Consider the following 26031-nt stretch of genomic DNA (forward strand, 5'->3'; position numbering starts at 1 on the left):
CGAGACTCAGGCCACCGACACCAGTCTATCGAGCTTGTCACCGTCTGCCAGCAAACTGGCGCTGTCCGAGTCGTGAATGATGCGGCCGCGATCGAGCACGATGGCGCGCTTGGTCAGCGACAGCGCCAGGCGCGCATGCTGCTCGACTACGATCACCGACATGCCCTCCTCCTCGACCAGCTTGCGGATCACGCGCACCAACTCCTGCACGATGATTGGCGCCAGGCCTTCCATCGGCTCGTCGAGCAGCAGGATGCGCGGATTGGTCATCAACGCGCGCGCGATCGCCACCATCTGCTGCTCGCCGCCGGACAACTGGTTGCCCATGTTGCTGCGGCGCTCGAACAGGCGCGGAAAGATCTGATAGACCTTTTGCAGATTCCACGGACCGGGACGCGCGACCACGGTCAAGTGCTCCTCCACTGTCAGCGACGGGAACATATGGCGTTCCTGCGGCACCCAGCCAAGCCCCGAGCGCGAGCGCTTGTGCGTCGGCATTCGCGCGATGTCGTTGCCGTCCCAGCGGATACCGCCCCCGTGCAGCCGCGTCAATCCCATCAGCGTCACCAGCAGGCTGGTTTTACCCACGCCATTGCGGCCCAACAGCGCCAGGCTGTCGCCTTCATTCATCGTAAACGACACATCTTCCAGCACGATGGACTCGCCGTAGCCGGCGGTGACTTTATCGAGCGCCAGTAACTCACGCATGTTCGGCCTCCCCCAGATACACTTCCTTCACCCGCGGGTCCGCCGCGATTTCCTCCGGCGTGCCTTCGGTCAGCACCTTCCCGCCCACCATCACGGTGATGCGGTCGGCGAAGCGGAACACCAGCCCCATATCGTGTTCGATGAAGAGCACCGTCACATCGCGCGGCAGTTGTGACAGTACTTCGAACAGCTCCTTGCTCTCGGCCGAAGGAATGCCGGCCGCCGGCTCGTCCAGCAGCAGGATGCGCGGCTTGGTCGCCAGCGCCAGCGCGATCTCCACCAGCCGCTGCTTACCGTAAGCCATGCTGCGGGTGATGCTATTGGCCTGGTCGGTCAGTTTCAGCGTGGCCAGCAGCGCCATCGCCTCGTCGATGACGTCGGGATGGTTTTCCACCGTCTTGTACCAGACCGACTGCAAGCCGCGACGCTCGCTGATGGCCAGCGCCACCGATTCCAGCACCGTCATGCCGGCGAACAGGGTGTTGAGCTGGAAGGTGCGCGTCATGCCGCGATGTACCCGCTCATGCTGCGGCAGGTTGGTGATATCCTCGCCGCCCAGATAGACCTTGCCGCTACTGGGCATGAAGCCGCCGGTCAGCAGGTTGATGAAGGTGGTCTTGCCGGCGCCGTTAGGGCCGATCAGCGCGTGGCGCGCGCCGGGTTTGAAAGTCAGGGTCACGTCGCTGTTGGCGACGAATCCGCCCCAGCGCTTGCCCAGGCCTTCGGTGCGCAGTGTGGTGTCCTGGCTCATGCCTGCTCCTTACGGGATGGTTTGAAACGCTGGGCGATCCTCTCAAGGCCACCGAGGATGCCGCCGCGCGCGAACAGCACGATCAGCACCAGCAACAGGCCGATGTAAAACTGCCAGTAGGCCGGATTCAGGCCGGAGATGTAATCCTGCGCGATCATGAACACGGCGGCGCCGATCAGCGCACCGTAAAGTCGCCCGGTGCCTCCCAGCACCAGCATGATCAACAGCTCGGCCGAGCGCGGGAAGCCCAGCGCATCGAGTCCGACGAACTGCGTCGTCTGGGCCAGCAGCGCACCGGCCACGCCGGCTATGGCCGCGGCGGCCGTGAAGATCGCGATCAGGCGGCGATTGACGTTGACGCCCAGCGAAGGCATGCGGCGAACGCCTTCGCGGATGCCGATCAGGCTCAGACCGAACGGCGACTTGACCACGCGGCGCAGCACCACGAACAGGATGAACAGCACGGCAAAGCTGTACCAGAAGGCCACCGTTCCGTTCAAGTCGAATTCGAAAACGCCGAACAGCTTACCCACCATCATGCCGGACAGGCCATCGACGCCGCCGGTGATGAAGGATGCCTTGTTGGCCGCTTCGTGCAGCATCAGGCAGATGCCCATGGTGACCATCAACCGCGTCAAATCCTGGCCGCGCACGACCAGGAACGATGTAACGAAGCCGAACACGCCCGCCACCACCGCGCCGGCCAGCAGGCCGCTCAAAGGCTCGCCCCAGCCATGCACCGCCAGCAGGCCGGCGGTGTAGGCGCCAAGGCCGAAGAATGCGGCATGTCCCAGTGAGACGATGCCGGCGTAGCCGAGGATCAGATCCAGCGACAGCGCGAACAAGCCGATGATCATGATCTGGCTGATCAACACCAGATAACCGGGAAAGAAAAAGTACGCGGCCACCGGCATCAGCCAGAAGACGATTTCGAGCGGCTTCCAGCGGTCGTTCGGCAGGTTCAGTTGGCGTTTCTGTAGTGGCGTCATGACGGTCTTTGCGACTGGAACAGGTTGAACTGCGGTTTCGGTAAAGGCGTTCATGCTTTCCTCCTTACCAGGCCAGCCGGGAAGACGATCAGCAGCACCACCATCAGCGCGTAGATAACGAAGGCGCCGATGTCAGGTACGTAGTATTTGCCGGCGACGTCGAACACGCCCAGTATCAGCGCGGCCAGCAGCGGCCCCTTGATGGTGCCGGCGCCGCCCACCGCCACCACGAGCAGGAAGTAGACCATGTACTTGATCGGGAAGGTTGGGTCGAGGCCCAGCACGTCGATGCCAAGCCCGCCGCCCAAGCCGGCCAGGCCGGAACCCAGCGCGAAGGTCAGGCTGAACACCAGGCTGACGTTGATGCCGAGGCCCGCCGACGCGGTTTGGTTATCGACCGATGCGCGGATCTGCGCGCCGAAGCGGGTGCGCTCGATCAGCAGTCCGAGCGCGATGGTGATCAGCACCACGATACCGATCAGGAACAGCCGGTAGGCGCCGACATCGAGGCCGAACAACGATACCTGTCCGTGCAGCCAGGCCGGCAGCGTGACCGGCTGCTGCGTCGGTCCGAAGAAGAAGGTGGCGGCGGCCACGGACATGAAGGTCAGGCCGATGGAGAACAGCACCTGATCGAGGTGGCTGGCCTTGTACAGGCGGCGGTACAGCGTCCGCTCCAGCACCAGCCCCACCACGGCGGAGGCGATGAACGCCAGCGGCAGCGACGCCAGGAAAGGCACGCCGAGGCGTGACAGCAGCATCACGCTGACGTACCCGCCCAGCATCGCGAACGCGCCGTGGGCCAGGTTAATAAAGTTCATCATCCCCATCGTGACCGACAGGCCCACGCTGATGAGGAAAAGGAGGCTGCCATAGGCGATGCCGTCAAACAGCACGCCGGCCAGATTCGCTAGCATGGCTGCCTCCGTCGATACGCAAGGCGCTCGTTGGCGCCGTTTTTTTGCTTATTCATTTTGTCTCCCGCACTTGTAACTGCATTAAATCAAAGAGGCTTTACACCTTTTCGATGATCATCGCGATGCCCTGCCCCACGCCGATGCACATGGTGCACAGCGCATAGCGGCCACCGGTGCGGTGCAACTGATAGGTGGCGGTGGTGACCAAGCGCGCGCCACTCATGCCCAGCGGATGGCCCAACGCGATCGCGCCGCCGTTGGGGTTCACGCGGGGATCGTCGGCGCCCAAGCCAAGTTCGCGCAGCACGGCCAGGCCTTGCGCGGCAAACGCCTCGTTCAATTCGATCAGGTCCATCTGCTCCAACGTCAGGCCGGTCTGGCGCAGCAGCTTTTGCACCGCCGGCACCGGACCGATGCCCATCACGCGCGGGGCCACGCCGGCGGTGGCCATGCCGACGATGCGCGCCAACGGCTTCAGTCCGTGCTTTTGCATGGCGTCGCCGCTGGCGATCAACAGCGCGCAGGCGCCGTCATTGATGCCGGACGCGTTACCGGCGGTCACGCTGCCATCGGGGCGCACCACGCCTTTGAGTTTGGCCAGCGCCTCCATGGTCGTCGCGCGCGGATGCTCGTCCTGCGCAAACACGACCGGATCGCCTTTCTTCTGCGGGATCGACACCGGCACGATCTCGCGCTCGAAGACCCCTGCGGCGATCGCGGTGGCGGCGCGTTCCTGGCTCGCCAGCGCGAACGCATCCTGGTCGGCCCGGCTGACGCCGAAATCCTCGGCGACGTTTTCCGCCGTTTCCGGCATGGTGTCGGTACCGTAGGCTTCCTTCATCTTCTTGTTGACGAAGCGCCAGCCCATCGTCGTGTCCTGCAGCGAGGCGCTGCGCGAGAAGGCCGAATCGGCCTTGCCCATGACGAAAGGCGCGCGCGTCATCGATTCGACGCCGCCGGCGATCATCAGGCAAGCGTCGCCCGCCTGGATCGCGCGCGCAGCCGTGCCCACGGCATCCATGCCGGAGCCGCAAAGGCGATTCAGCGTGGTGCCTGGCACCTGCTCCGGCAGTCCGGCCAGCAGCGCCGACATGCGCGCCACGTTACGGTTATCCTCGCCCGCCTGGTTGGCGCAGCCGTAAATCACGTCATCCACCTGGTCCCACTGCACGCCGGGATTGCGCTTCATCAGTTCGCGCAGCGGCACCGCGCCCAAATCGTCGGCACGCACATCCTTCAGGGCGCCGCCGTAGCGTCCGATCGGGGTGCGGACCGCGTCGCAGATATAAGCTTCGTTCATGTTTCGATCCTCGTATTAAATTCTGTTGTTGGCGGTTGGCGGTGGCAGCAGCTTGGCGCCGGTGGCCGCCTGCAGCTCTTCAAAGGTCAAGCCGGGCGCCATCTCGCGCACGGACAGTCCTTCCGGCCTGACGTCCAGCACCGCCATGTCGGTATAGATGCGATTGACGCAGGCGACGCCGGTCAGCGGATAGGTGCACCGGCCGACGATTTTACTCTCCCCGGTCTTGGTCAGATGATCCATCATCACGAACACCTGCTTGGCGCCGATGGCCAGGTCCATCGCGCCGCCGACAGCCGGTATCGCGTCGGGCGCGCCGGTGTGCCAATTGGCCAGGTCGCCCTTTTCGGACACCTGGAAAGCGCCCAGCACGCACACGTCCAGATGGCCGCCCCGCATCATCGCGAACGAATCGCCATGGTGGAAGTAGGCGCCGCCGACCAGCAGCGTGACCGGCTCCTTGCCGGCGTTGATCAGGTCCTCGTCCTCCTCGCCCGGCACGGGGGGCGGCCCCATGCCCAGCAGGCCGTTCTCGCTGTGCAGGAATATCTCGCGTTCGGACGGCAGGTAGCGGGTCACCTTGGTCGGCAGGCCGATGCCAAGGTTGACGTAGGCGCCTTCGGGGATGTCCTGCGCCACGCGGGCGGCGATCTGGTCGCGCGTGTATCGGTTAGTCATGCGGCCTCCTGGACGACGCGTTGAACGAAGATGCCCGGCGTGACGATCGCTTCCGGATCGATTTCGCCCAGCGCGACCACCTTGCGCACCTGCGCGATGGTGACCTTGGCGGCCATCGCCATGATGGGGCCGAAATTGCGGCCGGTTTTGCGGTAGACCAGATTGCCCCAACGGTCGCCGTGCAGTGCCTTGATCAGGGCGAAGTCGGCGTGGATCGGCGATTCGAGCACGTAGTGGCGGCCGTCGATCAGGCGCGTCTCCTTGCCCTCGGCCAGCAGCGTGCCATAGCCGGTCGGCGAGAAGAAACCGCCGATGCCGGCGCCGGCGGCACGGATGCGTTCCGCCAGGTTGCCCTGCGGGGTCAGTTCCAGTTCGATCTCGCCGGCGCGGTACAGCGCGTCGAAATGCTGGGAGTCGGCCTGGCGCGGGAACGAGCAGATGATCTTGCGTACACGTTTGGCCTTGAGCAGCGCGGCCAGCCCGGTTTCGCCGTTGCCGGCGTTGTTGTTGACGATGGTGAGCTCGCGCGCGCCCTGCGCGATCAGCGCGTCGATCAGCGCCGATGGCATGCCCGCGTTGCCGAAGCCGCCGATCATGACGGTCGCGCCGTCATGGATATCGGCCACCGCGCGCTCCAGTGATTCAAAAGTTTTATCGATCATATCTCTGCCTTGGTGATTCGCTGCCTTGGTGATTCGCTGCCTTGATGATTCGTCGTTTCTTGTGCGATAATCGAACTAATGATTGATTACCGCACAGCCAGTGTAGAACTTGCGCCTGCCTTGGTCAAGAAAAAACGCCAATTAAATCCACCGTCTGCATTAAAATCACGCCATGTCAAAAGCCACCACCACCGATACCAGCGCCGCCGGGCAGGATGACGAGCGCGAACCGACCATCGCCGAACAGATAGACGCGATGACCGATCCCAGTTTCATGACCTCACTCGCACGGGGTTTGGCCGTGGTGCAGGCCTTCAGCGATTCGCGCAAGCCGCAGACCATCGCCAACATCAGTCAGAAAACGGGCATCCCGCGCGCTGCGGTACGCCGCTGCCTGCACACGCTGCGCGAACTGGGTTATGTGGACGCGGAGCTGAATAATTTTTCGCTGCGTCCCAAGGTGCTCACGCTCGGCTACTCCTACCTGTCGTCGACGCCGTTGACGGTGTCGGCCCAGCCCTACCTGAACGACATCAGCCGCACGCTGAATGAATCGAGTTCGATGGCGGTTCTGGAGGACGGCGAAGTGCTGTATGTCGCGCGCGCGTCCACTTCGCGTGTGATGTCGGTGGCGCTCAACACGGGCAGCCGTTTGCCGGCCTATTGCACCTCGCTCGGCCGCGTGATGCTGGCGCACTTGCCGGGCGCTGAACTGGAGCAGTATCTGGCCAAGACCAAACTGCGCGCGATGACCGAGAACACGGTCGTCAACCAGAAGCGTTTGCGCGAGATCCTGGCCGACGTGCGCCGTGACGGCTATGCCATCAACGACGAGGAACTGGAGCTGGGTCTGCGCTCGATCGCGGTGCCGGTGCGCGGCGCCTCCGGCCAGGTGCTGGCGGCGCTGAACGTGGGCGCGCAAGCGGCCCGGGTCAGCGTCAAGCAGCTGGAGAAGGAGTTTTTGCCGGTGCTGCTGCGCGGCGCGCAGGAGTTGGCGATTCTGCTGCCGTAATTTGTCCGGGAGCCGGTGGTGACGCCGGCATGGCGGATTACGCTGCGCTAATCCGCCCTACGTGTCTCCGCGATATATCGCCGGCCGCATGCCACGTTGAATGCCGGCCAACGCATACCACGGTTCCACGTAGGGCGGATTAGGCGGAACGCCGTAATCCGCCACGAGCCGCCAATGCCGCCTTAGAAGTTGTGGCGCAAACCGCCCATCACACCATTCTGCGTCTTGCCCACGCCAACGGTGCCGCCGGCATCGAGCGCAATCGCCGACAAGCCGCTGTTCTTCATGCGGCCGATACCACCGTAAACAGCGGTCCGCTTCGAGAAGTAATAGGTCAAGCGCGCCACCAGCAAGGTCGCATCCGCACTGCTGTTCTTCACATCACGCTTGGCCACCTGCGCATCGAGCGTCGTCAGTGGCGTAACCGGATAGCTCGCCCCCAAGAAGTACAGCTCCGATTCCGTCAGCCCGGTCACCGCGCGCGTGGTGCGATCGACCAGGCCGGCGCCGATCTTGCCCTCGCCAACCTTGAAGTAGCCGTTGACGGTGATGCGCTTGTCGCTGTTGTCGCTGCTCGTCAAACCGGCGGCCGCGCCGGTGTTCCCGTACAGGATGTCGTAGGACGCATTCAAGCCGTAAGCCGGCAACTCATAGCCGAACAACGCGGTGACCTGGCGGCAGGCCTTCGAATTGCCCGGCACCTCGCCGGCGCAGCCGGTGGCTGCCGGACCGCCGGCCGCCGACGAATCGCGCCCGGTGCTGTAGGTGGCACCCACCACGAAGTTATTGAAGTTACCCAGGTAGCCGATGGCGTTGTCGCTGCGCGCGTTCGGCAGATACGGATCGATACTGCCGATCGCGAACAGGTTCGGTCCCATCACGTCGGCCTTCTGTCCGGCGATATAGGTCATGTTGATCTGGCGTCCCAGGGTCACGGTGCCGAAGGCGCCCTTCAATCCCACCGACGCCTGGCGGCCGAACAGGCGGTTGCCCTGCTGGCTGGTGCCGGTGTCGAGCGCCAGGCCCGATTCCAGCGTGAAGACCACCTGCAGTCCGCCGCCCAGATCCTCGACGCCGCGGAAGCCGATGCGCGACGGGAAGGACCCTGTCAACGAAGGCATCTTGGTCACGGAATCGCCGGCGGCATTGACGTTGGTGACGTGAACCAGGCCGGTGTCGAGCAAGCCGTACACGGTCACATTGGATTGCGCCATCGCTGCGGATGCGCCCATGCCTGCCAGAAGCGCCACGGCGCAACGGATACTGTTTTTCATTACTGTCTCCTGTTATTTTATTGGATGTGCGATTATCGAACAATAGGTTGTTAATCGCACATAAATTGGATACTATGGTTGTCGCGGGGCGTTGTCAAGAAACAGAACGGCAGCGATGCCTCGACAAAACGGCACTAAAATGGCCGCGACATGGCGCTTCGCATCGCCCCCACATAGACAAAAACAGAACCAGACAGGAGACCGGCATGACAATGAAAAAATTTGTAAATATTGCGACACTAACGGCCATCACCCTGGCCGCCATGCCGCTGGCGCGGGCGCAGGACACCATCAAGGTCGGCGTGATCGCCGCATTCTCGGGCCCCTTCGCCGACTACGGCAAACAGATGGAAGGCGGTATCAAGGCTTACATGGCGCAGAACGGCGCCACTGTGGCCGGCAAGAAGATCGAGATCATCGTCAAGGATACCACCGGCCCGTCGCCGGAAATCGCCAAGCGCCTGGCGCAGGAGCTGGTGGTACGCGACAAGGTCGATTTCCTTGCCGGCTTCGGCCTGACGCCTGAGGCGCTGGCGGTGGCGCCGATCGCGGAACAGGCCAGGAAGCCGATGATCATCATGAACGCGGCCACGTCGATCATCACCACCAAGTCCAATTACATCACCCGCTTCTCCATGACGCTGCCGCAGATCTCGGCGCCGATGGCGACATGGGCGGTGAAGAACAAGATCAAGAAGGTTGTCACCCTGGTGGCGGACTACGGTCCCGGCATCGATGCCGAAACAGCGTTCAAGAATGAACTGGTCAAGGGCGGCGGCACGGTGACCGAATCGATCCGCGTCCCGCTGCGCAACCCGGAGTTCGCGCCCTACATCCAGCGCATCAAGGACGCCAAGCCGGATGCGGTGTTCATCTTCGTGCCGGCCGGCGAGCAAAGCATCGCCTTCATGAAGGGCTATCGCGAGCGCGGCCTGGCCGAAGCGGGCATCAAGGTCATCGCCACCGGCGACCTGACCGACGACCACGTGCTGCCGGCGATGGGCGACGCCACCTTGGGCGTGATCACCACCTTCCATTATTCGGCCGCGCACAAGTCGCCGGAAAACGCGGCGTTCCTGAAAAGCTTTGCGGCCACCAATCCAAACGGCGGCCGCCCGAACTTCATGGCGGTGGCGGCGTATGACGGCATGGCCGCGATCTATGAAGTGGCCCGCAAGCTGAATGGCAAAATCGACGGCGACAAGGCCATGGAGGTCCTCAAGACCATCAAGCTCAATAGCCCTCGCGGCCCGATCTCGATCGACCCGCAAACGCGGGATATCGTGCAGACGGTCTATGTGCGCAAGGTCGAAAAGATCGGCAATGAGGTTTACAACGTGGAGTTCGACCAGTTCGCGAACCAGAAGGATCCGGGCAAATAATCCGTATCCGATACGTGTGGCGGAGTGGCCCGGCCAAATCCGCCACACGGGAATCCCAACTTTTTTGCGTCAGCTTGTCATCCGGATCGGATCACCATGCGTTATAGCAATGCAGGACAACGCAATCGGTGCCATTTGATTAACGTCCCACTATCAATAAATGAGACATCATGCAAGCATACCAAAACGCCAACGAAGCGGATTTCCGCTGCCAACATACGATCAACCCGAATCTGACGCAGGCCGTGCGCTATTGGGCGAGCGAGTTCGACGTGCCGCCATCCAAGCTGCTCGAAGTCGTCCGCGAAGTGGGCCGCAACCTGCTCGAAGTCCGCAAGCGCCTGTCGACGTAAGTTCGACAGTGGCTATTTACTGAAAAGCCAGCACGCGCAGCCAACGTACGCGCCAGCTAATCGTGAAGGCCACCGCCATCGCGCCGACAGCCGACAGCAGCACCCACAACACGGTCCCGAAACTTGGACCGTGGCCCCACAGGCAAAGCGCGTAAGAGCAGGCCAGCATGCACGCCGCCCACCAGCGCCACCGCCGCAGCACATGGGACGCTGGCGCGGTTTGATCGGCGTTGCCTGGAAGCGCACGCCAGTGTCCCTCCTGCGACAGCGCCAGCCACGCGAATGCCACATACGACATCGCCGCCGCGCCCAGCATGGTCAGCAATTCAAGCACGCTTGATACTCCTCAGTGCCATCAGCGCCAGCAAAGCGGTGGCTAACAATCCCAAATCCATGCCGGCGACGGCGAACTGGCTTTGCGCCAAAGCCTTCAGCACATGTGCGCCGGTCGTCACCCAGTTCGCCCCCACCGCCAGCACACAGAGCCCGGCGATGGCCCACAGCTGCTCGCGCCATGCGCACGCCCGCCGCCACCATGCGTGGCAAAACGCCAGTACCCAGACCAGATAGAACACGCGCATTTCCATCCCCGCGCGGTCCATGTCCGCGTAGCCCGCATCCGCCGGCAGCAAGCGATTGGCGACGAAGAAGGCCAATGTCGCCAGCAAAATACCGGTCACGCTGCCGATGGTCAGGCCCTCCACGACCGCCACCCCGGCCAGTCCGTGCTTCGCATGTTTCGTGCGGCGCCCCTCAAGCCAGAATAAAAAGCCGGTCGCTATCATCACACAACCGGAAATGCCACCGAAGAAGTACAGCCAGCGCAAGGTCCAGCGCTCGAAGCGGACGAAGTGCAAACCCGAGAAAAAGCGCTGCACCGTCATCACCGGGCCGGCCTCGAACCGCTCCAGCACTTCGCCGGTGGCGGCGTCGAAATAGATCTGGTCCAGGTTCATCGTCATGTCCTGGGCATATGAGCGGCGCAATTCGACATAGCTGTTGGCGTCGCCCGGATTCCACACACGCACAAAATACGGCTGGCCGCCCTGCCACTCGTGCTCCGCGCGTTCACGCATGGCATCCAGCGACGCCAGGGTCCCCGGCGCTTTGGCCGGTTTGCGGGTGTAGCGCCCGTAGGCCTCGGCCGTGAACGCGGCCTTGTCCTTCGCAGTACTGCCATACGCGCCGTAATACGATTGCGGAAAATAGATTGTCATGAAGATGATCAGGCCAGACAAGGCGATCGCAAAATGAAACGGCAAAGCCAGCACGCCGGTCAGATTGTGCAGGTCCAGGGCACTGCGCTGCAGGCGCTTGCGCGGACGGAAGGTGAAAAATTGGGCGATGATTTTCTTGTGGACGATCACGCCGGACACCAGCATCACCAGCATTGTCATCGCCGCCACGCCCACCAGCCACTTGCCCACTTCCATCCAGTTCAGATGCAAGTGATAGTGGAACGGCACGATGAAACCGCTCGCGCCGGCCGAGCCTTGCGGCGGCAGGAAAGCGTAGCTGGACGGGTCAAGCAGGCGGCCATGTTCCACGCCGTCGGCGCCGCGATAGGAGAACTCCATCACCGGCATGCGCGCAGTCGGCAGGTCGACGCGCCACTGCCGCGCGCCGGCCGGCACGCTGGGCACAACCGCCTGCGCGATGCTGTCCAGCGAAGGCGCCGCCGCCGCGTTACGGACCTCGAGGCGCGTGTCCGGCAGCATCCAGCGATCGATCTCGTTACTGAAAACGCTCAATGTCCCCATCCAGAAGATGGCGAACAACAGGGCGCCGATCGTCACGCCCGCCCATGTGTGCAATGCCGCCATCGATTTAGTGAAGGTATCGCCCATCCCGCACCCTTAGTCCAGCAAGCGCCATAACGCCCACACGGCGGCCGCGCCGACGGCAAAGGCGAGCCAGAGGCGGCCGACCTTGCGCACGCTGAAGCCCCACAGCAGCAGCCCCAGATACAGCACAAAGCCCAGCATCGCCGCCACCGCCACCGCCTCGGAGCGCGGCATGCCTGCGCGGGACAGCGCCACCGCGCCGACGGCCACGCTCAACGCCGTCAGCGCATAGCCGCCGCCGACCGCGCCCAGCACGCGCAGTGCTGTGACGGCGGCGCGCGGCAGGCGGCCATGGCGATGATCGGACATATCAGAACCGTAGCGCGTAGCCGAGGCTCACGGTGCGGCCGCGACCCGCGAAGTAGCGCTTAGGCTCCACCAGCGCGCTTTGCGAGTAGTACGTGATGTAGCTGCGGTCGAACAGGTTGGCCATCGAAAGGCGCAGTTCGCCGTTTTTTCCGAGCTTGTAGTTGGCACTCGCGTCGACCAGCGTGTACCCGCCGAAATCCTTGGCCGGATCGTCGAACGATTGGCTGAAAGCGTGCTGCGCCTGCACGAAGGTCGAGAACTTGCCGTTCCAGTCCGCGCTCCAGGTGGCGATCAGGCGATTCGGCGCCACGTTCAAGCCATCCAGTTTGGCGTCGAGCGTGCCGTTTTCGTCACTGTCGTAACGGCCCTTGGTATAGGCGTAGGACAGCTTGGCGCGTTGCGCCTTTGTGAAACGATGGCCCAGGCTCAGGTCCACGCCCTCGATGCGCGTCTTCTCGCGCGCCATCATGAAGGCGCCGTTGATCGGCACCACACGCGTACCGAAATCCGAATCGGAGCGGAACAGGCTCGCATCCAGATCCCAGGCGCCGCCATGATAGCGCCCTCCCACCTCCACGCTTTTGGTCAGGATCGGCTGCAGGTCGCGCATGTTGGCCACGCTTTGGCCGACCGTGTTGATGGAGCGGAGCACGCGGCCGATATCCGGCATGCCGAAGCCCTCCGAGTAGCTGGTGAACAGCGACACGTCCTTGACCGGATTCCACACCAGCCCCGCGTTCATCAGCGTCTCGTTGAAATCGATGGTGCCGCCCTGGACCAGCACGCGGCGGTACTGCGCCAGCGTGCGGTAGGTGTCGATCTCCAGATCGGCCTTCTCCTTGCGTACGCCGGCGTGCATCGTCAGCGTATCGAGCAGCTTGTATTCCCCCTGCAGGAACAAGGACAGGTTGCGGTATTCTGATTGCGGCACGTAGGTGCGGTTGGTCAGATACAGATCCTGCTTGCCCTTGTCGAACAGCGTGTCGAAACCGACGGTGAGCTTCAGGCGGCCGTTGAGCAGATCGTCGCGGCTCAACCCCACTTTGCTGCCGTACTTGGAGGCGACCGAGCGCGATTGATCGTACAGCGTGCCGCTTGGCGCGATCAGCGGGTCCTGGAAGGTGGCCGAGATGTCCGCACCGAACAGGCCCTCGAACTCCTGGTTGAACACCATCGCCGACAGCTCCATCCCCGCCAGATTGGCGTGGCGGTAGCTCAGGCTCGAAGTCCACACATCGTTCCACGGCGCGATGCCGGGCGGGGTGCCCTCGATCGAAGTGGTGGGAATGCCGCGCGCGCGGTCCCCCGCCACGGCCAGGTAGCCGGCCTTGGATTTGATCTTGTAGCGGTTGACGGAAGCCTGCAGGCGCTGGTCGTCGTCGATCCAGTAGCCCAGCTTCGCCAACACATCGTAGGTGCGCGAGTCCATCAAATCGCCCTGCGTGTTGTCGGTGCCGATCGAACGGCCCTTGCCGTCCAGGTACAGGCCCTGATCCTCATAGGACAGCGCGAACAGGTATTCGAACTTGTCGTTGCGGCCATCCAGGCGATAAGCGGTCTTGTAGCTGGCCGTCTCCGAACCGACATCGCTGGTCGGCAGCGTGGACTGCACGTCGATCGACTGGTCGAACGCGCCCTTCTCCGGGCGCTTGGTGATGATGTTAATGGTGCCGCCGGTCGCGCCAAGGCCATTGATCGCATTCGCGCCCTGCACCACTTCGATCCGCTCGACCATCGAAAAGTCGATCGTGTGGGCCTCGCGGCCTGTGGGACGCATCGGATTCGATTGCGGCACGCCGTCTAACAGCAGCAGCGGCGTGCGGCCGCGCAGCGTCTCGCCGGAGCCGTTCATCTTGCCGCGGCTGGGCGTATAGGACGGCAGCACGCTGCTCAACACGTCGGACGAATTACCGGAAATCGCCATCTGGCGCTCGATCTCTTCCTGCCTGATGATGACCACCGTTTGCGGCGCCTGGTTGGCGGCGATATTGGAGCGCGACGCCGACACCAGCACCGCCGGCACGGCGGCATCGTCGGCCGCCTGCGCCGCCACTTGGGCCGAGACCTGTGGCGCCGACAAGGCCGCGACGATGGCGATGATCGCGCCAGGCAGGCGCGCGCGGGGATACAACGTGGGATTCAGGGATTTCACAGCGCTTGGCTCTCCGGTACATGGCACCGCCCGTACCGACCAACATGGTCTAAGAAGACATCCGAGGAAATCGCCGGCGATCGGTGGGCAGATGGTGTGCTGGCTGGCGCCTTGACGCGCGTGGCTTGCAAATAAGAATGATTACCATTATCAGGAAATCTTTCTGTTTGGTCAAGCGCGCGATTTACCGACATAAGTGCGGTAATGCACTGTAGAAGCGGCGCATCGCTGCCACCATTGTGACACCCGATACCATTTATTTAACATCATGCAACCACAACAAACCTCCGTCCCTGCGGATTTCCGCTTCCAGACCACCATCAATCCCAAGCTCACGCAGGCTGTGCGCTACTGGGCGGACGAATTCGATGTCCCGCCGGCCAAGCTGCTGGAAGTCGTGCGTGAAGTGGGGCGTAACGTCTACGAGGTGCGCAGGCGACTCTCCGCCTGAGCATCGGCATCAGCGTCAGCGTCACTGGATGGTTACTGCGCCGGAGATGGCACCCCTTGCGGCGCCTTGCCACCGTGCGGCACCAGCCAGCCGCTGTCGGCCAACCAATCGGCCAGGCGATCCGGCCAGTGCACGTCGGACAGCCGCTCCGAACGCTGCCCCATGTTGAACGCGTGGTCGGTATCCGCATACATATGCAGTTCCGCCGACACGCCGGCCGCCACCAGCTGCTGATACAGCGCCACCGCCGGCGGGCCGCAGCACTTGTCCGCCGATCCCGCGACGATGAAGGCCGGCGGCGCGTTTTGCACCGCCTTCGCCGGCACGCCCAGTGGTCCCGGATACACGAGCACCTGGAAGTCGGGCCGCCCGCTTTGCTGGTCGACCGCGTCCTTTTTCGCGCCGGACGACTGTGACGGCGCCGGATTGTCGGCCACCAGCGACACCAGCTCGCCGCCGGCCGAGAATCCCATCACGCCAAGCCGGTTCGGATCGACGCCGAATTCCGCCGCGTGCGCCCTCACCCAGCGCACCGCGCGCCGCAGATCGGCGGCGCCGTCGTTCTCGATGCTATAGTTCGAGCCCTGGTCGCGCGCCAGCCGGTACTTCAGAACGAAGGCGGTCACGCCCACGCGGTTCAGCGACTTCGCCGCCACCATGCCCTCGTTCATCCATACCAGCATGCGATGCCCGCCGCCTGGCGCGATGATGACAGCCGCGCCGTTGGCGTGACGCGGGTCGGCCTTGACCACCGTCAGCGATGGATCGTGGATGTTGCTGACGTAGGTGTTCTGCACCGTCTCCGGCTCGCCGTGGCGCTTTTCCGATCCCGGCGCGCCGTCCGGCCACAGGATGTGGGTCGACTGCGCGGCCGGCTGCTGGGCGGCCGCCTGCGCGCAGGCCAGTAAAAGCGCGGGCACCAAGGCCCATAACGATTTCTTAGAGAGCATTCAAGCCTCCGGTCGCGTACAGCGCGCGGTGGGTCAGTATGAACAGCGTGCGTCCGCCCTCGCCGCCGAAGATCAGTTGCAGCGGGCGTTCCGGCACATCGATGCGGCCGATCTCCTTGCCATCGGGCGCATAGACGAAGATCTGGCCGTTGGCCACATACACATTGCCCGCCGCATCCACGGCCGCGCTCTCGCCGCCGCGATTGGCCGCCAGTTTGAGATCGGTGATGCCGCCGCCGGTGCCGATCACGCCACTGAAGGTGCGGTTCTCCGAGCCGTTGGTGAACACCACGCGGCCGTTACGCCCGGCCGACACCAGTCCATGGGTATCGAGCGAGTCCGAGAAGCGCCAGCCCAGATGATTCGGCTGCCCCTGCTGGAACATGCGGTAGGCCGGCAGCACCAGCGTGCCGTCCGGCGACACATACTCGCGCTTTTTCGGCAGCGCGACGTCGCGCGCGAACATCTCGGCCAGCGTGGTGAACTCATAGGTCTCGGGATTGAGCTGGTCGCGGAACTCGCCGTTCTGCCAGAAGTTGACCGGCACCACGGTCTTGGCCCACGGACGGGCCTTCACCGGGGTCGGCTTGATCACCGTTACCTCGCCAGCCGGGCGATCCGGATGGAAGGAATACACGGTGCCCTCGAAGCCGTGCGACGACAGCACCATCAGCGCGCCGCTGTTGTCGATGGCCAGATTGATCGGGTCGAGCGGCGCGTCGCGCACCACCACCAGCCCCTTGTCCTTCGACCAGCTGTAGATGCGCTGGAAGCGGCGGTCCACGAAATACAGCTTGCCCTTGGCGTCGACCACGCCGCCGGCGATCGAATAGAAGCCCTCCTCGAGCTTTTCCACTTTAATCGGATTGGCCGGCGGCGTCACCGGATTGGCGACGATATCCAGCATCGCGAACTCGCGTTCGCGCACCTCCAGCTTGTGCGTCGCATCCAGCAGCGCGTTCTCGAACGGGAATTTGCTGGCGCGCAGATAGGTGTCGCAACCGTTGTCGTCGCAGGTCGCATAGCCGCTCTCGCCGTTGACGTGCACATTGCGGAAGCGGATATCGCTGGAATTGGTCATCTTCACGGCGGCCGGCGCCGGCTTGATCGAGCGCGTGACGCGATAGGCGTGATAGTTTGCGAACAGGATATTGCGCGAATTGCGGACTTCCAGCGATACCGCGTCCATGCCGTCGCGGACCTCCTGCTCCGTTTGCGGCGCCAGGAACTCCCAATTTTCCACGTTATCGAGCACGATCTCGGCGCGCGCATGGTGCTCGGCGGAGAGCTCGTAGACGCGGCCCGGCGTCTTGGTGTCCGAGACATAGAACCCAGCCTGCGCGAAGGTGCTCGGCGACCATACCGCGACAAAGGTACCGCCGCCGCCGTCGGTCACCCAGATGCTGGGATACTGCCGGTCCCAGTGCGCGGTCGGATCGAAGTCGGCGCGCTTTTGATACGGGTCGCGGCGCACGCCGTCGTAAAGCCGCGTGCCGTGACCGCCCTGGATGCGGATGTCGTCAACCAGCGAGTGCTCGCCGGCCTTCCACAGCAGGCCGACCGCGCGCGGATTGACTTCGCCGGTCGCCAGGCCAAAGCCGGAGACGATGGCGTCGCCGCCCTTGGCGCTTTCCAGCAGCGCCTTGGGTCCGTCAACACCGGCGTACCGCGGCGAGCCATTCGGCAGCACCAGCTGCGTCAGGCCCGGATGCAGCGCGACGATCACGGTGTCGGGCTTCATGCGAATGGTATCGTTGACGATGTAGAAGCCCAGCGGCAGGTACACCACGCGGTTGTTGTCGATGGCTTTCTGGATCGCCGCCGTATCGTCGGTCTGGCCGTCGCCTTTCGCGCCCAGGGCGCGGGCATTGGCCCACTGCGTGGTTGGCGGCAGCGCGCGCAGCACACGCTGGGGCGCGGCCGGCATGGCGCTCAATGGCGCAATTTTGGAATTGGTGCCGAACTTACCGGTGCTGCCGACGCCTGGCAGCATCAAGCCGTAATTGAATTCACCGACGCGGTAGATCGCTCCCGGCGCGGCGATCTTCTTGCCGCTGTCGCGGAACTGCGCGAATACCGGCGTATTACGCGCGACCGCGTTGTCGAAACCGACCTGGGTGTAGACGTTGTCCTCGTTCGAGATGATGATTGCCGCCTTCGACACGTTCTCGAAGCGCACATCCTTACCCCACAACCAATCGCCGTAACCCCGGTCGATCTCGATGCCCACCTTGGTATTGCGGACGGAGACGTTGATCATCGTCAGGCCGGCTTCGTGCTCGCGGATGGCGGCGTCGCGCTGGCCCTCGAAGGTCGAATCCATCAGCGTGAACTGCCAGGCCGGCGACGTCTTCTCCGACAGGATGCCGTAGCGTCCACCGTAGAACTTCAGGTTGAAGCCCTCGTTGCCGACCTGGTAGATGCCGGCCAGCCCGGAGCCGATATGGAAGTCGATGTGGCTCAGGTTAGAGTGCTGCGCGGTGCGCAGTCGCACGGCCGCCGCCGCCGGATTGCCGTCGCCGATTTCAAAATCGACATTGCTCATCGCCGAATAGAAGGTCGACGAATTCGCGTCGCGCACCTTCTCGCTGAACGGCACCGCGCTCGCTACCGGAACCGGCACCTTGCCGACCGTGTACTGGTCGCCGCCGGTGAACACCACCATGTTGGCGACGCCTTTCTGGAAGCCGGGCGTGCGCTCGCCCAGCACCAGCACCGGCCGCGTCGCGCCGACGCCATACAGGCGCACCGCCAGCGGAATCAGGATGGTGCGCGTGATGCGGTAGCGTCCCGACGGCAGGAACACCACGCCGCCCTCGCCTTTGTTCGCCGCGCTGTCGATGGCTTTCTGGATCGCCGCGGTGTCGTCGGTGCGGCCGTCGCCGGTTGCCTGGACTTTGATGGCCAGCGCGTCGTCCGGCATGGTCTGATAAACGGAAACCGAGGCCGGCGCGGCCGGTGCGGCCTGCGCGCCTTCCAACGGGACGGCCAGCATCGCCACGGCCGCCATCAGCAACCGCGTTAAAGATAATTTCATTTGCTTAGTCCTTAGATAAAGATCGATAGGAGCAACACGAAAATCAGCCCGAAGACGCCAACCAGCGTCTCCATCAAAGTCCACGAGCGGAAGGTGTCCTTCAGCGACAGGCCAAAGTACTCCTTGAACATCCAGAATCCGGAATCGTTCACGTGGCTGCACATCAAACTGCCGGCGCCGATCGCCAGCACCATCAGGCTCGGATCGATACCCGAGCTTTCCACCAGCGGCGCGACGATGCCGGCCGCCGTCAGTCCAGCCACGGTGGCCGAACCAAGGCAGATACGTATCAGGGTCGCCACCAGCCAGCCAAGCACCAGCGGCGGCACCGGCAGGCCGCCCAGCTGCCGGCCCAACTCCCCGCTGACGCCCGAATCGACCAGCACCTGTTTCAGCGCGCCCGCCCCCGCGATCACCAGCAGGATGGGCGCGATGTCGCGCAAGGCGTCCTGCGCGCCGGACATCAGCGCCGGCAGGCTTTTACCGCGCGCCAGTCCCAGAGTGACCAGGGCCACGGCCAGCGCGATCAACATCACGATCATCGGATTGGCCATGAAGTTGATGACCGATTTCAGCGCCGCATCCTCGGTGGGCACCATGGTCAGCGCGGTGGCGCCGGCCAGCAGCCAGACCGGCAGCAGCGCGGTGGCGAAGCTGTTGAAAACGCCCGGCAGCTGCGCCTCCTCCAGCAGACCGGCGCGGAACATCGGCGCCGGCTCGCTGTGGATGCGCTTCAACGTCATCGCGAAGATCGGCCCGGCGATGATCAGCGTCGGTATGGCGACGATCATCCCGTAGAACAGCGTGCGGCCCATATCGGCATGGAACTGCGCCACCAGCGCGGTGGGCGACGGATGCGGCGGCAGGAAACCGTGCGCGATCGACAGTCCGGCCAGCAGCGGTATCGCCAGCGCCACCGCCGGCCGCCCGCTCTGGTACACCAGCGAGAACACCAGCGGCACCAGCAGCACGAAGCCGACGTTGTAATACAGGGGTATTCCAGCCACGAAGCCGGTCAGGGTCAGCGCCACGGGCATGCGCGCCGAACCGAATACGCCGATCAGATAACTGGCGATGCGCTGGGCGGCGCCGCTGTCGGCGATTAATTTGCCGAACACCGCGCCCAGGCAGACAATGACGATCAGCGATCCAAGCAGGTCGCCGATGCCCTTGTCGATCGATTTGGGAATGCTCTCCAGCGGCATGCCGAGCAGCAGCGCCGCCACCAGCGCGGCCACCACGAACGCCAGCAGCGGCTGCACTTTGCCCCAGGCGATCAAAAGGGTCAGCAGGCCGACGGACAAGCCGACGGCCAGCATGCCCCAGACGGCTGGCGTGACGCCGAACAGCGCCGCCAACGGACTGGTAATGTTCATAACCGCGCCTTGGCGTGAAGGTTAGAAGTTGTAGCGGACGCCGACGCGGTACACGCGGCCGAGGACATCGTACAGCTGCGGGTTGATGCCGTAGCTCAGGTTGGACTGCGGCGCGGCGGCCGGAGAAACGTCGCCGATGTTATCGACCTTGAAGTAGGCGGTGGTTTTCTCATCGAACTTGTAGCTGCCACCCAGATCGACGTAGAACGCGCCCTTCATCTTGTTGTCGAAGATGGTCGGATGGATCGTCGTGGAGACAGGGCAGTTGGTCTGGCACTCGATGAACTCGTTGCTGTAGACGCCTTTGCTGATCCAGCGCTCGGTCAGGGTCAGGCTGTACTTGTCGGTATCCCACGACTGCGAGGCCAGGCCCTTCCACTTCGGCGTCGCGCCCTGGTTGGCACCGGCGCCCTCGGACGGAATGGTGCCGACAACGCCAGGGTCGGTCAGGAAGCTGATGTTGCGGGTGACCAGCGCGCGCAGCGTCACGCGACCCGGCAGGCCCTTGATGTTCATGCGGTAGGCGCCTTCCAGGTCGTAGCCCTTGGCGCGCAGGGACGCCAGGTTGAACGCCTGCACGGTCACGTAGTTGTTGATCGAGACCGGGCTGTTAAGCACCATCGCCTTACAGATTTCCTGGTTGCCGGCCACGCACAGATCGACTTCCTGCTGCGCGTTCAGCGACGAGATCACGCCTTTGACCTTGATATCGAAGTAGTCGATCGACGCGCTGAAGCCGGGCGCCCACGACGGCTGCGTCAGCACAATGCCGGCGGTGTTGTTGCGGGCGATCTCTGGACGCAGGTTGACGTTGCCGATGGCGCGCTGCTGCACGCTGATGGTGTTGCCCTGGTAGGCGACGACGTTGTTGGTCACCACCTGCGCGGCAAACAGCTCGCTCAAGTTGGGCGCACGCACGTCCTTGGATGTCACCGCGCGCAGGCGCAGGCCGTCGATGCCGGTCTTCCAGCTGGCGCCCAGCTTCCAGCTCTCCACGTGGCCGGAGGTGCTGTACTTGGTGTGGCGGTCGGCCATGTTGATATTGGCCTCGCCCCACGTGGCCGATTTGAGCACCGGCACGTTCAACTCCACGTACGCTTCCTTGACGTTGTAAGTGCCTCTGGCGTTGTGGTAGTTACCGGCGTACCAGTTGTTACCGACGGCGGTGTTAAGCAGCGGGTCGGCCGGATAGTTCGCGTTGTTCTGGCTGTCCGGGAAGATGCCGTTGCCATACGGGTCGCCGGTGACCTTGTAGTGCTCGCGGCGGTACTCGGCGCCGGTGGCCACGGCGATCGGGCCCGCCCACGACTCGAACGCTTCGCCGCTGAAGTTGACGCTGGCGACATCCTGCGTCTGGCGGGTATGCTGGCGCGGACCGTTTTCCGGCGCGATGTACGACCACGCGCCGGCGTCGATCGGGTTGTTGCCGATGATGTTGAGCGGTTTGCAGCCCGATGCTGCGGCCAGCGGATTGCGGCACACGATGGTGCCGTCGGGGCCGCGCACGGCGTCGATGGCGGCGTTGTAGCGCGCGTTGAGCGTCATGTCGTTGACGATGATGTCGGTCTTGTTGGCGCCATGCTCGGCGTAGGCGTCATACGACCATTCCTTGCCCATCACCTGGAACTTTCCGGTGCCGCCGAAGACCACGCGTTCCATTTGGCGGGTCGGGTGGACGTTGATATTCTCCGGGAAGATCGCGTTGGCGGTACCGTACTGGAAGCTGGTGATGTTATTGGCCGCGCAGGCGGCGGCGATCGACGCAGGCAGATACGGATTGCTGCACTGGATTGTCAGGTTGGCGTTTTTGGCCGCGCCCGGATTCGGCGAGAAGGCCGCCTTCACCTTGCCGAAGTTGGCCGTCATATAGATCTCATGATCGGGATTGATGTCGAAGCCGACGCGCGTATACGCCACCTGGCGCGTCAGGTCCATCGCCAGGCTGGTGCCGGCGCCGACGCTGCCGCTCAAGTCGCCGCCGATGCAAAGCGGGTTGATACAGCCGGTCACCGCCCCCGTGCCGGTCGGCACACCGTTAGAGCCATAGTTGAATTTATACGGCTGGCCGTTGTCGCCGAAGGCCGTGCCTTGCAGCGGTCCGTTGGTGATCAGGCCATACTTGGCATACTGGTACTGCTGCGCGTGCAGCACCGAATAATACTGAGGCTTGCCGTCGGTGGTCTGCGCCAGCGTACGGACTTGGTAGGCCGGGTTTTTAAACCACGTGCGTCCGTTTGCGCCCACCTCGCCGAATCCGGGCGACTCGATACCCTTCTGACGGCCGTATTCTCCGCTGACCTGCACGTGCAGGCGGTCGTCCATGAACGATTTGCCCCAGGCTGCCTGCAAGTTGCCGTTCTGATCGTCGCCGTAGGTCGTCATCCCGCCCTGCACATTGGCCTTGAACCCTTGGAAGCGTTTGTCGGTGATGAAGTTGACCACGCCGCCGACCGCGTCCGAACCATACGAGGCCGAGGCGCCGCCTGTGACCACGTCGACGCGCTTGATCAGCAGTTGCGGGAACTGGCTCACGTCGGTCACGCCGGTGACATTGGCACCGACTACGCGCTGGCCGTCGAGCAGCGTCAGGGTACGGATCGGACCCAGGCCGCGCAGGCTCAACGAGCTCAAGCCCTGTATGCCGCTGCTGGTGCTGCCGGTGCTGGTGGTGCGGCCGGTGCTGCCTTGCAGCGCTGGCAGTTCGGCGATGCTGTTGAAGATATTGGGCTGTGCGCCCTTGGCCAAGTCGTCGGCGCTCAGGGTGGTGGTGGGCGTGGGTTGGGTGAAGCCGCGTGCGGCGATGCGCGAACCGGACACGGTGACAACATTCTGTACCGGCGCAGCCGCTTCCGGCGCGGCAGGAGCTTGGGCCGCCGCCGGAGCGTTGTCCTGCACCGTGGCGGCCTGCGCTTCGGCGCCGGCCGGCGGGGTTTGGGCCTGGACTTCAGCTTGAGCCCCGGCCTGGGCCTGGGCTGACAAGGCTATCCAGCTGCAAGCGCTGGCGACGGCCAGGCGCATGATGGTGTTACGTGTAGGTGTAGTCATTTTAGTCTCCGTTTTCTGGTCTGTAGTTGTTTGCGCGCGGTACTGCTGACGGTCCGCTGCGTTTTGCTGCCTTTTGCCGCGTTTTACTTCCCCCCGTATTCCGTTACCCCAATCCGTCGACCCTGGAGGCAGCCCTGCCCTCGCTGGCCAAGATCTGCGCGACCAGTTGCTCTGGCGGCGCCGTAATGGCCAAGGTGATTCCGGCCTCGTCGGCCTGAAGCGGTTCCAGGTCCCTGAACTGGCTGTCCAGCAGCGACGGCGGCATGTAGTGTCCAACGCGCGCTTGCATGCGGTCGGCGATCAGGTCGCGTGCCCCGCTCAGATGGGCGAAGCGCAGCACCGGGTCGCCCCCGCGCAGCAGGTCGCGATAGCGGCGCTTCAGCGACGAGCAGGACAGCACCAGTCCGACGCCGGCCCGGCGCGCCTCGGCCACCTTCGCCTGCAACGCCAGCAGCCAATCGGCACGGTCGTCGTCTGTCAGCGCGTGGCCGGCCGACATCTTGGCGACGTTGGCAGCCGGATGGAACTGGTCGCCCTCGACGAACTCGATGCCTTGCGCCGTCGCCAGCGCCTGGCCTATGGTGCTCTTGCCGCAGCCGCTCACGCCCATGACGACCCAGCGTATGGCACTGTCTTGCGGGCTGCGGGAACTCTCCATCCATCTCTCCAAGTCAAAGTTAGCGCTATCATTTCAGTTCCAAGTGAAGCGCCTGAATGGGGGCGCTATCGCTTGTCTGATATGGGAATTTATCCGGAGATGTCGGCCAACATGAAGTTAGCGTTATCATCGATAGGTGAACTCTAGCGCAACGTAGAGTTTTGTAAAGGATTATTAATATTGCATCGCAGCACGCGAGTCACTATCGAAGGGCATGCAGCCCCTGCGAAACAGCTACGCGGCAGTGCAACATGGTCGTGGCGCACCCGCAACAGATGCTTCAACAGTGCGGGCAGCCGATTCAGCGAATAAACTTGTACCGCGAAGCCTCTTCCGCCAGCAGACTGTCGTCCCTGCCGCGCAGTCGGCCCATGTTACGGCGATGCGCCGGCTCGGCGATAACCCGGTTGATGACCGGTTCCAGCACCCCGCGCTCGCTCAGGTAGGCGGCGGCGCTATCCGGCCCTTCCCGATCCGCGAGTTCGATGCCGGTTTTGACGATTTCCGACGACACCAGATCGGGACGAAAAGTGTGGCTACTGGACATGACAATCTCCTTCAATAAGAGGGCTATTGTGCGCTTGTTGCACCAGACGGGTGCGTGCGTTCGCTCACTTTGGGCAATTTAGCCACATCATTTTTTACTATGGCTGTGTCATCGTGGCGTCATACCGGCGAAGAACAAATCGGCGGCGCGCGTCACCATCTGCTGAATCTCCCTGAGCGCCAGTGGCGGCGGGTCCTGCTGGAAGATCCGGGCGGTCACCTCGGCCGTCACCAGCGCCGTGTACTGCAGCGCCGCCACGCGCGCGTCGGCGCGCCGGATCTCCCCGCGCTGCATGGCCGCCTCCAGCACCGACGCCAGCGCCGTGATCGACTCGCTCGGTCCGGCGTCGTAAAACAGCTGGCCCACGTCCGAGCGCCCCGCCTCGGCCACCACCATCCGATAGACGGCCACCGCTTTCTTATCGTTGGCCAGCACGTGCAACATGCGCTCGCCGAAGTGGATCAGCGCCATCTCCAGCGCGGCGCGGCCGACCACATTGGCCGCCAGCTCGCGCGTCGCGTCGAACAGCTGCGCCGTGGCGACGGTCCTGACGACGGCGCCGAACAGCTCCTCCTTCGACGGGAAGTAACCGTAGAGCGTCGCCTTCGAACCGCCCAGGCGCTTGGCCAGCTCGTTCATCGACGCGCGCTCGTAGCCCGACTCCTGGAACAGCTCCGCCGCCGCCTCGACGATCGCCTGACGGCGCGCCTCCGTCCGTACCTTCATTCCAACCCCATATCCGAACCTGAAGGGTCATTTTAGGGCATGCTTCACATATACAACAGACTGGATAGTCACCGGGACGCCCGGTCACCGGCCGGTGTGGCTTATTCCAGGTTCTCGTGATGGGCGGACGCGCCCTTCTTCCAGTACGCCGAAATGCGCGCCGCCTCGCGCGAAAAGCCCTTGTCGACAAACAGGATATCGCGCACCTGCCTGGCCATCTGCGCCTCGCCCGCGCACCAGATAAAGCCGTCGCCCTCGGGCAGTTGCATGGCGCGGAAGGCGGCGACGATATCGTCCGGCGTCGGCACATGCTGCACGCGCAGCCGCGCGGGGCTGGCAAATTCCAGCGCGGCGGCTTCCTCGCCGGCGACCAGCACCAGCACCTCGGCGGACGCCGGCAGCTCGTCCAGGCGGCGGCGGATCGCCGGCAAGGCGGTGGCGTCGCCGGCCAGGATCTGCCAGGTGTAATCGGCCGGGATGATCATCGATCCCTTCGGTCCGCCGATGACGGCCTGCTGGCCGACCTGCGCCTGGCGCGCCCAATCGGTCATATGACCCTCGGTGTGCAGCGCGAATTCGAGGGTCAGCTCGCGGGCGTCGCGGTCGTAGCTGCGCGGGGTGTAGTCGCGCATCACGCGCTCGCCGGCGGCGTCGTGCAGGATGAACTTGACGTGATCGTCATACGACAACGAGACGAAATCGTGCAGGCTCTCGCCTTTGAATGTTACGCTAACGAAATTCGGCGCCAGCTGCTTCACCGCGCTGACCGTCACTTCGCGCGCCTTGAGTTCGTGACGAACACGCTGTAGTCGTTTATCATTCATGCAAATCACCTTTTAGTTGACAATGTCCTCCAATCTACAGAAACAAGTTAACGTTGTCAACCAATTTGGCAGCGGTCCGGCCGAGG

Annotated in this window: 24 protein-coding genes; 4 read left to right on the forward strand and 20 right to left on the reverse strand. The window is 63.8% G+C overall.

What is annotated here, in order from left to right; all coding sequences use genetic code 11:
* Positions 1–6 precede the first annotated feature (6 nt).
* From AC0IYS_RS20120 to AC0IYS_RS20150, 7 genes are all read right to left on the reverse strand, one after another.
* The gene (locus AC0IYS_RS20120; protein WP_471706848.1) at positions 7–708 is read right to left on the reverse strand and encodes an ABC transporter ATP-binding protein; all 702 of its coding nucleotides are present in this window, start codon (positions 706–708) and stop codon (positions 7–9) included.
* Positions 701–1459, reverse strand: coding sequence for an ABC transporter ATP-binding protein (locus tag AC0IYS_RS20125; protein ID WP_471706849.1), 759 nt, complete (start codon positions 1457–1459; stop codon positions 701–703). The genes AC0IYS_RS20120 and AC0IYS_RS20125 overlap by 8 nt, the downstream gene beginning before the upstream one ends.
* The gene (locus AC0IYS_RS20130; RefSeq protein WP_471708912.1) at positions 1456–2448 is read right to left on the reverse strand and encodes a branched-chain amino acid ABC transporter permease; all 993 of its coding nucleotides are present in this window, start codon (positions 2446–2448) and stop codon (positions 1456–1458) included. Before AC0IYS_RS20130 ends, AC0IYS_RS20125 begins: the two co-directional genes overlap by 4 nt.
* A 50-nt stretch (positions 2449–2498) precedes the next feature.
* Positions 2499–3365: a branched-chain amino acid ABC transporter permease gene (locus AC0IYS_RS20135; RefSeq protein WP_471706850.1), complete on the reverse strand. Its 867-nt coding sequence runs from the start codon at positions 3363–3365 to the stop codon at positions 2499–2501.
* Between the two features lie 97 nt (positions 3366–3462).
* Positions 3463–4665 carry a 3-oxoadipyl-CoA thiolase gene (pcaF, locus tag AC0IYS_RS20140; RefSeq protein WP_471706851.1) on the reverse strand — a complete coding sequence of 401 codons (1203 nt, stop codon included), beginning with the start codon at positions 4663–4665 and terminating at the stop codon, positions 3463–3465.
* Positions 4666–4680: 15 nt separating this feature from the next.
* On the reverse strand, positions 4681–5343 hold the full coding sequence (locus AC0IYS_RS20145; RefSeq protein ID WP_471706852.1) for a CoA transferase subunit B: 663 nt from the start codon (positions 5341–5343) through the stop codon (positions 4681–4683).
* A complete protein-coding gene (locus AC0IYS_RS20150; protein ID WP_471706853.1) occupies positions 5340–6005 on the reverse strand; it encodes a 3-oxoacid CoA-transferase subunit A in 666 nt (221 codons plus the stop codon). Before AC0IYS_RS20150 ends, AC0IYS_RS20145 begins: the two co-directional genes overlap by 4 nt.
* A 172-nt stretch (positions 6006–6177) precedes the next feature.
* Between AC0IYS_RS20150 and AC0IYS_RS20155 the strand changes: the two genes are divergently transcribed.
* A complete protein-coding gene (locus AC0IYS_RS20155; RefSeq protein ID WP_471706854.1) occupies positions 6178–7017 on the forward strand; it encodes an IclR family transcriptional regulator domain-containing protein in 840 nt (279 codons plus the stop codon).
* 182 nt (positions 7018–7199) lie between these two features.
* On the opposite strand, the gene AC0IYS_RS20160 is transcribed toward AC0IYS_RS20155, so the two are convergent.
* Complete coding sequence (locus AC0IYS_RS20160; protein WP_471706855.1) at positions 7200–8291, reverse strand: porin; 1092 nt, start codon at positions 8289–8291, stop codon at positions 7200–7202.
* Positions 8292–8497: 206 nt separating this feature from the next.
* Between AC0IYS_RS20160 and AC0IYS_RS20165 the strand changes: the two genes are divergently transcribed.
* Complete coding sequence (locus tag AC0IYS_RS20165; RefSeq protein WP_471706856.1) at positions 8498–9673, forward strand: ABC transporter substrate-binding protein; 1176 nt, start codon at positions 8498–8500, stop codon at positions 9671–9673.
* 170 nt (positions 9674–9843) lie between these two features.
* On the forward strand, positions 9844–10026 hold the full coding sequence (locus tag AC0IYS_RS20170; protein WP_090314197.1) for a DUF3606 domain-containing protein: 183 nt from the start codon (positions 9844–9846) through the stop codon (positions 10024–10026).
* Between the two features lie 16 nt (positions 10027–10042).
* On the opposite strand, the gene AC0IYS_RS20175 is transcribed toward AC0IYS_RS20170, so the two are convergent.
* From AC0IYS_RS20175 to AC0IYS_RS20190, 4 genes are read right to left on the reverse strand one after another with little or no spacing between them, the layout of a single operon-like run.
* Entirely contained in the window at positions 10043–10360 is a 318-nt protein-coding gene (locus AC0IYS_RS20175) for a DUF3325 domain-containing protein (RefSeq protein ID WP_471706857.1), read from the reverse strand.
* Complete coding sequence (locus tag AC0IYS_RS20180) at positions 10353–11873, reverse strand: PepSY-associated TM helix domain-containing protein (RefSeq protein WP_471706858.1); 1521 nt, start codon at positions 11871–11873, stop codon at positions 10353–10355. Before AC0IYS_RS20180 ends, AC0IYS_RS20175 begins: the two co-directional genes overlap by 8 nt.
* A gap of 9 nt (positions 11874–11882) precedes the next feature.
* Entirely contained in the window at positions 11883–12179 is a 297-nt protein-coding gene (locus AC0IYS_RS20185) for a DUF3649 domain-containing protein (protein WP_471706859.1), read from the reverse strand.
* A 1-nt stretch (position 12180) separates the two neighbouring features.
* On the reverse strand, positions 12181–14331 hold the full coding sequence (locus AC0IYS_RS20190; protein ID WP_471706860.1) for a TonB-dependent receptor: 2151 nt from the start codon (positions 14329–14331) through the stop codon (positions 12181–12183).
* 268 nt (positions 14332–14599) lie between these two features.
* On the opposite strand from AC0IYS_RS20190, the gene AC0IYS_RS20195 reads away from it, so the two are divergent.
* The gene (locus AC0IYS_RS20195) at positions 14600–14782 is read left to right on the forward strand and encodes a DUF3606 domain-containing protein (RefSeq protein ID WP_471706861.1); all 183 of its coding nucleotides are present in this window, start codon (positions 14600–14602) and stop codon (positions 14780–14782) included.
* A gap of 32 nt (positions 14783–14814) precedes the next feature.
* On the opposite strand, the gene AC0IYS_RS20200 is transcribed toward AC0IYS_RS20195, so the two are convergent.
* The 8 genes from AC0IYS_RS20200 to AC0IYS_RS20235 all read right to left on the reverse strand — a co-directional run bounded on the left by AC0IYS_RS20200 (position 14815) and on the right by AC0IYS_RS20235 (position 25945).
* A complete protein-coding gene (locus tag AC0IYS_RS20200; RefSeq protein WP_471706863.1) occupies positions 14815–15732 on the reverse strand; it encodes an alpha/beta hydrolase in 918 nt (305 codons plus the stop codon).
* Positions 15722–18769: a glycosyl hydrolase family 28-related protein gene (locus tag AC0IYS_RS20205; protein WP_471706864.1), complete on the reverse strand. Its 3048-nt coding sequence runs from the start codon at positions 18767–18769 to the stop codon at positions 15722–15724. Before AC0IYS_RS20205 ends, AC0IYS_RS20200 begins: the two co-directional genes overlap by 11 nt.
* Positions 18770–18780: 11 nt before the next feature.
* Entirely contained in the window at positions 18781–20145 is a 1365-nt protein-coding gene (locus AC0IYS_RS20210; RefSeq protein WP_471706865.1) for a gluconate:H+ symporter, read from the reverse strand.
* 21 nt (positions 20146–20166) lie between these two features.
* A complete protein-coding gene (locus AC0IYS_RS20215) occupies positions 20167–23190 on the reverse strand; it encodes a TonB-dependent receptor plug domain-containing protein (protein WP_471706866.1) in 3024 nt (1007 codons plus the stop codon).
* 103 nt (positions 23191–23293) lie between these two features.
* Complete coding sequence (locus tag AC0IYS_RS20220; RefSeq protein ID WP_471706867.1) at positions 23294–23848, reverse strand: gluconokinase; 555 nt, start codon at positions 23846–23848, stop codon at positions 23294–23296.
* A gap of 301 nt (positions 23849–24149) precedes the next feature.
* Complete coding sequence (locus tag AC0IYS_RS20225; protein ID WP_471706868.1) at positions 24150–24395, reverse strand: hypothetical protein; 246 nt, start codon at positions 24393–24395, stop codon at positions 24150–24152.
* 108 nt (positions 24396–24503) lie between these two features.
* Positions 24504–25121, reverse strand: a complete 618-nt coding sequence (locus tag AC0IYS_RS20230; RefSeq protein WP_471706869.1) for a TetR/AcrR family transcriptional regulator — start codon at positions 25119–25121, stop codon at positions 24504–24506.
* 101 nt (positions 25122–25222) lie between these two features.
* A complete protein-coding gene (locus tag AC0IYS_RS20235; protein ID WP_471706870.1) occupies positions 25223–25945 on the reverse strand; it encodes a siderophore-interacting protein in 723 nt (240 codons plus the stop codon).
* Between the last annotated feature and the right edge of the window lie 86 nt (positions 25946–26031).

This window comes from Duganella sp. AC237 (assembly GCF_979254035.1).

Bases quoted from the DNA above. Each gene is read 5' to 3' on its own strand.
- AC0IYS_RS20195 (WP_471706861.1), top strand. From the start codon at position 14,600: ATGCAACCACAACAAACCTCCGTCCCTGCGGATTTCCGCTTCCAGACC.
- pcaF (WP_471706851.1), bottom strand. From the start codon at position 4,665: ATGAACGAAGCTTATATCTGCGACGCGGTCCGCACCCCGATCGGACGC.
- AC0IYS_RS20230 (WP_471706869.1), bottom strand. From the start codon at position 25,121: ATGAAGGTACGGACGGAGGCGCGCCGTCAGGCGATCGTCGAGGCGGCG.
- AC0IYS_RS20135 (WP_471706850.1), bottom strand. From the start codon at position 3,365: ATGCTAGCGAATCTGGCCGGCGTGCTGTTTGACGGCATCGCCTATGGC.
- AC0IYS_RS20145 (WP_471706852.1), bottom strand. From the start codon at position 5,343: ATGACTAACCGATACACGCGCGACCAGATCGCCGCCCGCGTGGCGCAG.
- AC0IYS_RS20155 (WP_471706854.1), top strand. From the start codon at position 6,178: ATGTCAAAAGCCACCACCACCGATACCAGCGCCGCCGGGCAGGATGAC.
- AC0IYS_RS20120 (WP_471706848.1), bottom strand. From the start codon at position 708: ATGCGTGAGTTACTGGCGCTCGATAAAGTCACCGCCGGCTACGGCGAG.
- AC0IYS_RS20180 (WP_471706858.1), bottom strand. From the start codon at position 11,873: ATGGGCGATACCTTCACTAAATCGATGGCGGCATTGCACACATGGGCG.
- AC0IYS_RS20165 (WP_471706856.1), top strand. From the start codon at position 8,498: ATGACAATGAAAAAATTTGTAAATATTGCGACACTAACGGCCATCACC.
- AC0IYS_RS20205 (WP_471706864.1), bottom strand. From the start codon at position 18,769: ATGAAATTATCTTTAACGCGGTTGCTGATGGCGGCCGTGGCGATGCTG.
- AC0IYS_RS20170 (WP_090314197.1), top strand. From the start codon at position 9,844: ATGCAAGCATACCAAAACGCCAACGAAGCGGATTTCCGCTGCCAACAT.
- AC0IYS_RS20200 (WP_471706863.1), bottom strand. From the start codon at position 15,732: ATGCTCTCTAAGAAATCGTTATGGGCCTTGGTGCCCGCGCTTTTACTG.
- AC0IYS_RS20185 (WP_471706859.1), bottom strand. From the start codon at position 12,179: ATGTCCGATCATCGCCATGGCCGCCTGCCGCGCGCCGCCGTCACAGCA.
- AC0IYS_RS20215 (WP_471706866.1), bottom strand. From the start codon at position 23,190: ATGACTACACCTACACGTAACACCATCATGCGCCTGGCCGTCGCCAGC.
- AC0IYS_RS20235 (WP_471706870.1), bottom strand. From the start codon at position 25,945: ATGAATGATAAACGACTACAGCGTGTTCGTCACGAACTCAAGGCGCGC.
- AC0IYS_RS20150 (WP_471706853.1), bottom strand. From the start codon at position 6,005: ATGATCGATAAAACTTTTGAATCACTGGAGCGCGCGGTGGCCGATATC.
- AC0IYS_RS20225 (WP_471706868.1), bottom strand. From the start codon at position 24,395: ATGTCCAGTAGCCACACTTTTCGTCCCGATCTGGTGTCGTCGGAAATC.
- AC0IYS_RS20160 (WP_471706855.1), bottom strand. From the start codon at position 8,291: ATGAAAAACAGTATCCGTTGCGCCGTGGCGCTTCTGGCAGGCATGGGC.
- AC0IYS_RS20210 (WP_471706865.1), bottom strand. From the start codon at position 20,145: ATGAACATTACCAGTCCGTTGGCGGCGCTGTTCGGCGTCACGCCAGCC.
- AC0IYS_RS20125 (WP_471706849.1), bottom strand. From the start codon at position 1,459: ATGAGCCAGGACACCACACTGCGCACCGAAGGCCTGGGCAAGCGCTGG.
- AC0IYS_RS20220 (WP_471706867.1), bottom strand. From the start codon at position 23,848: ATGGAGAGTTCCCGCAGCCCGCAAGACAGTGCCATACGCTGGGTCGTC.
- AC0IYS_RS20130 (WP_471708912.1), bottom strand. From the start codon at position 2,448: ATGACGCCACTACAGAAACGCCAACTGAACCTGCCGAACGACCGCTGG.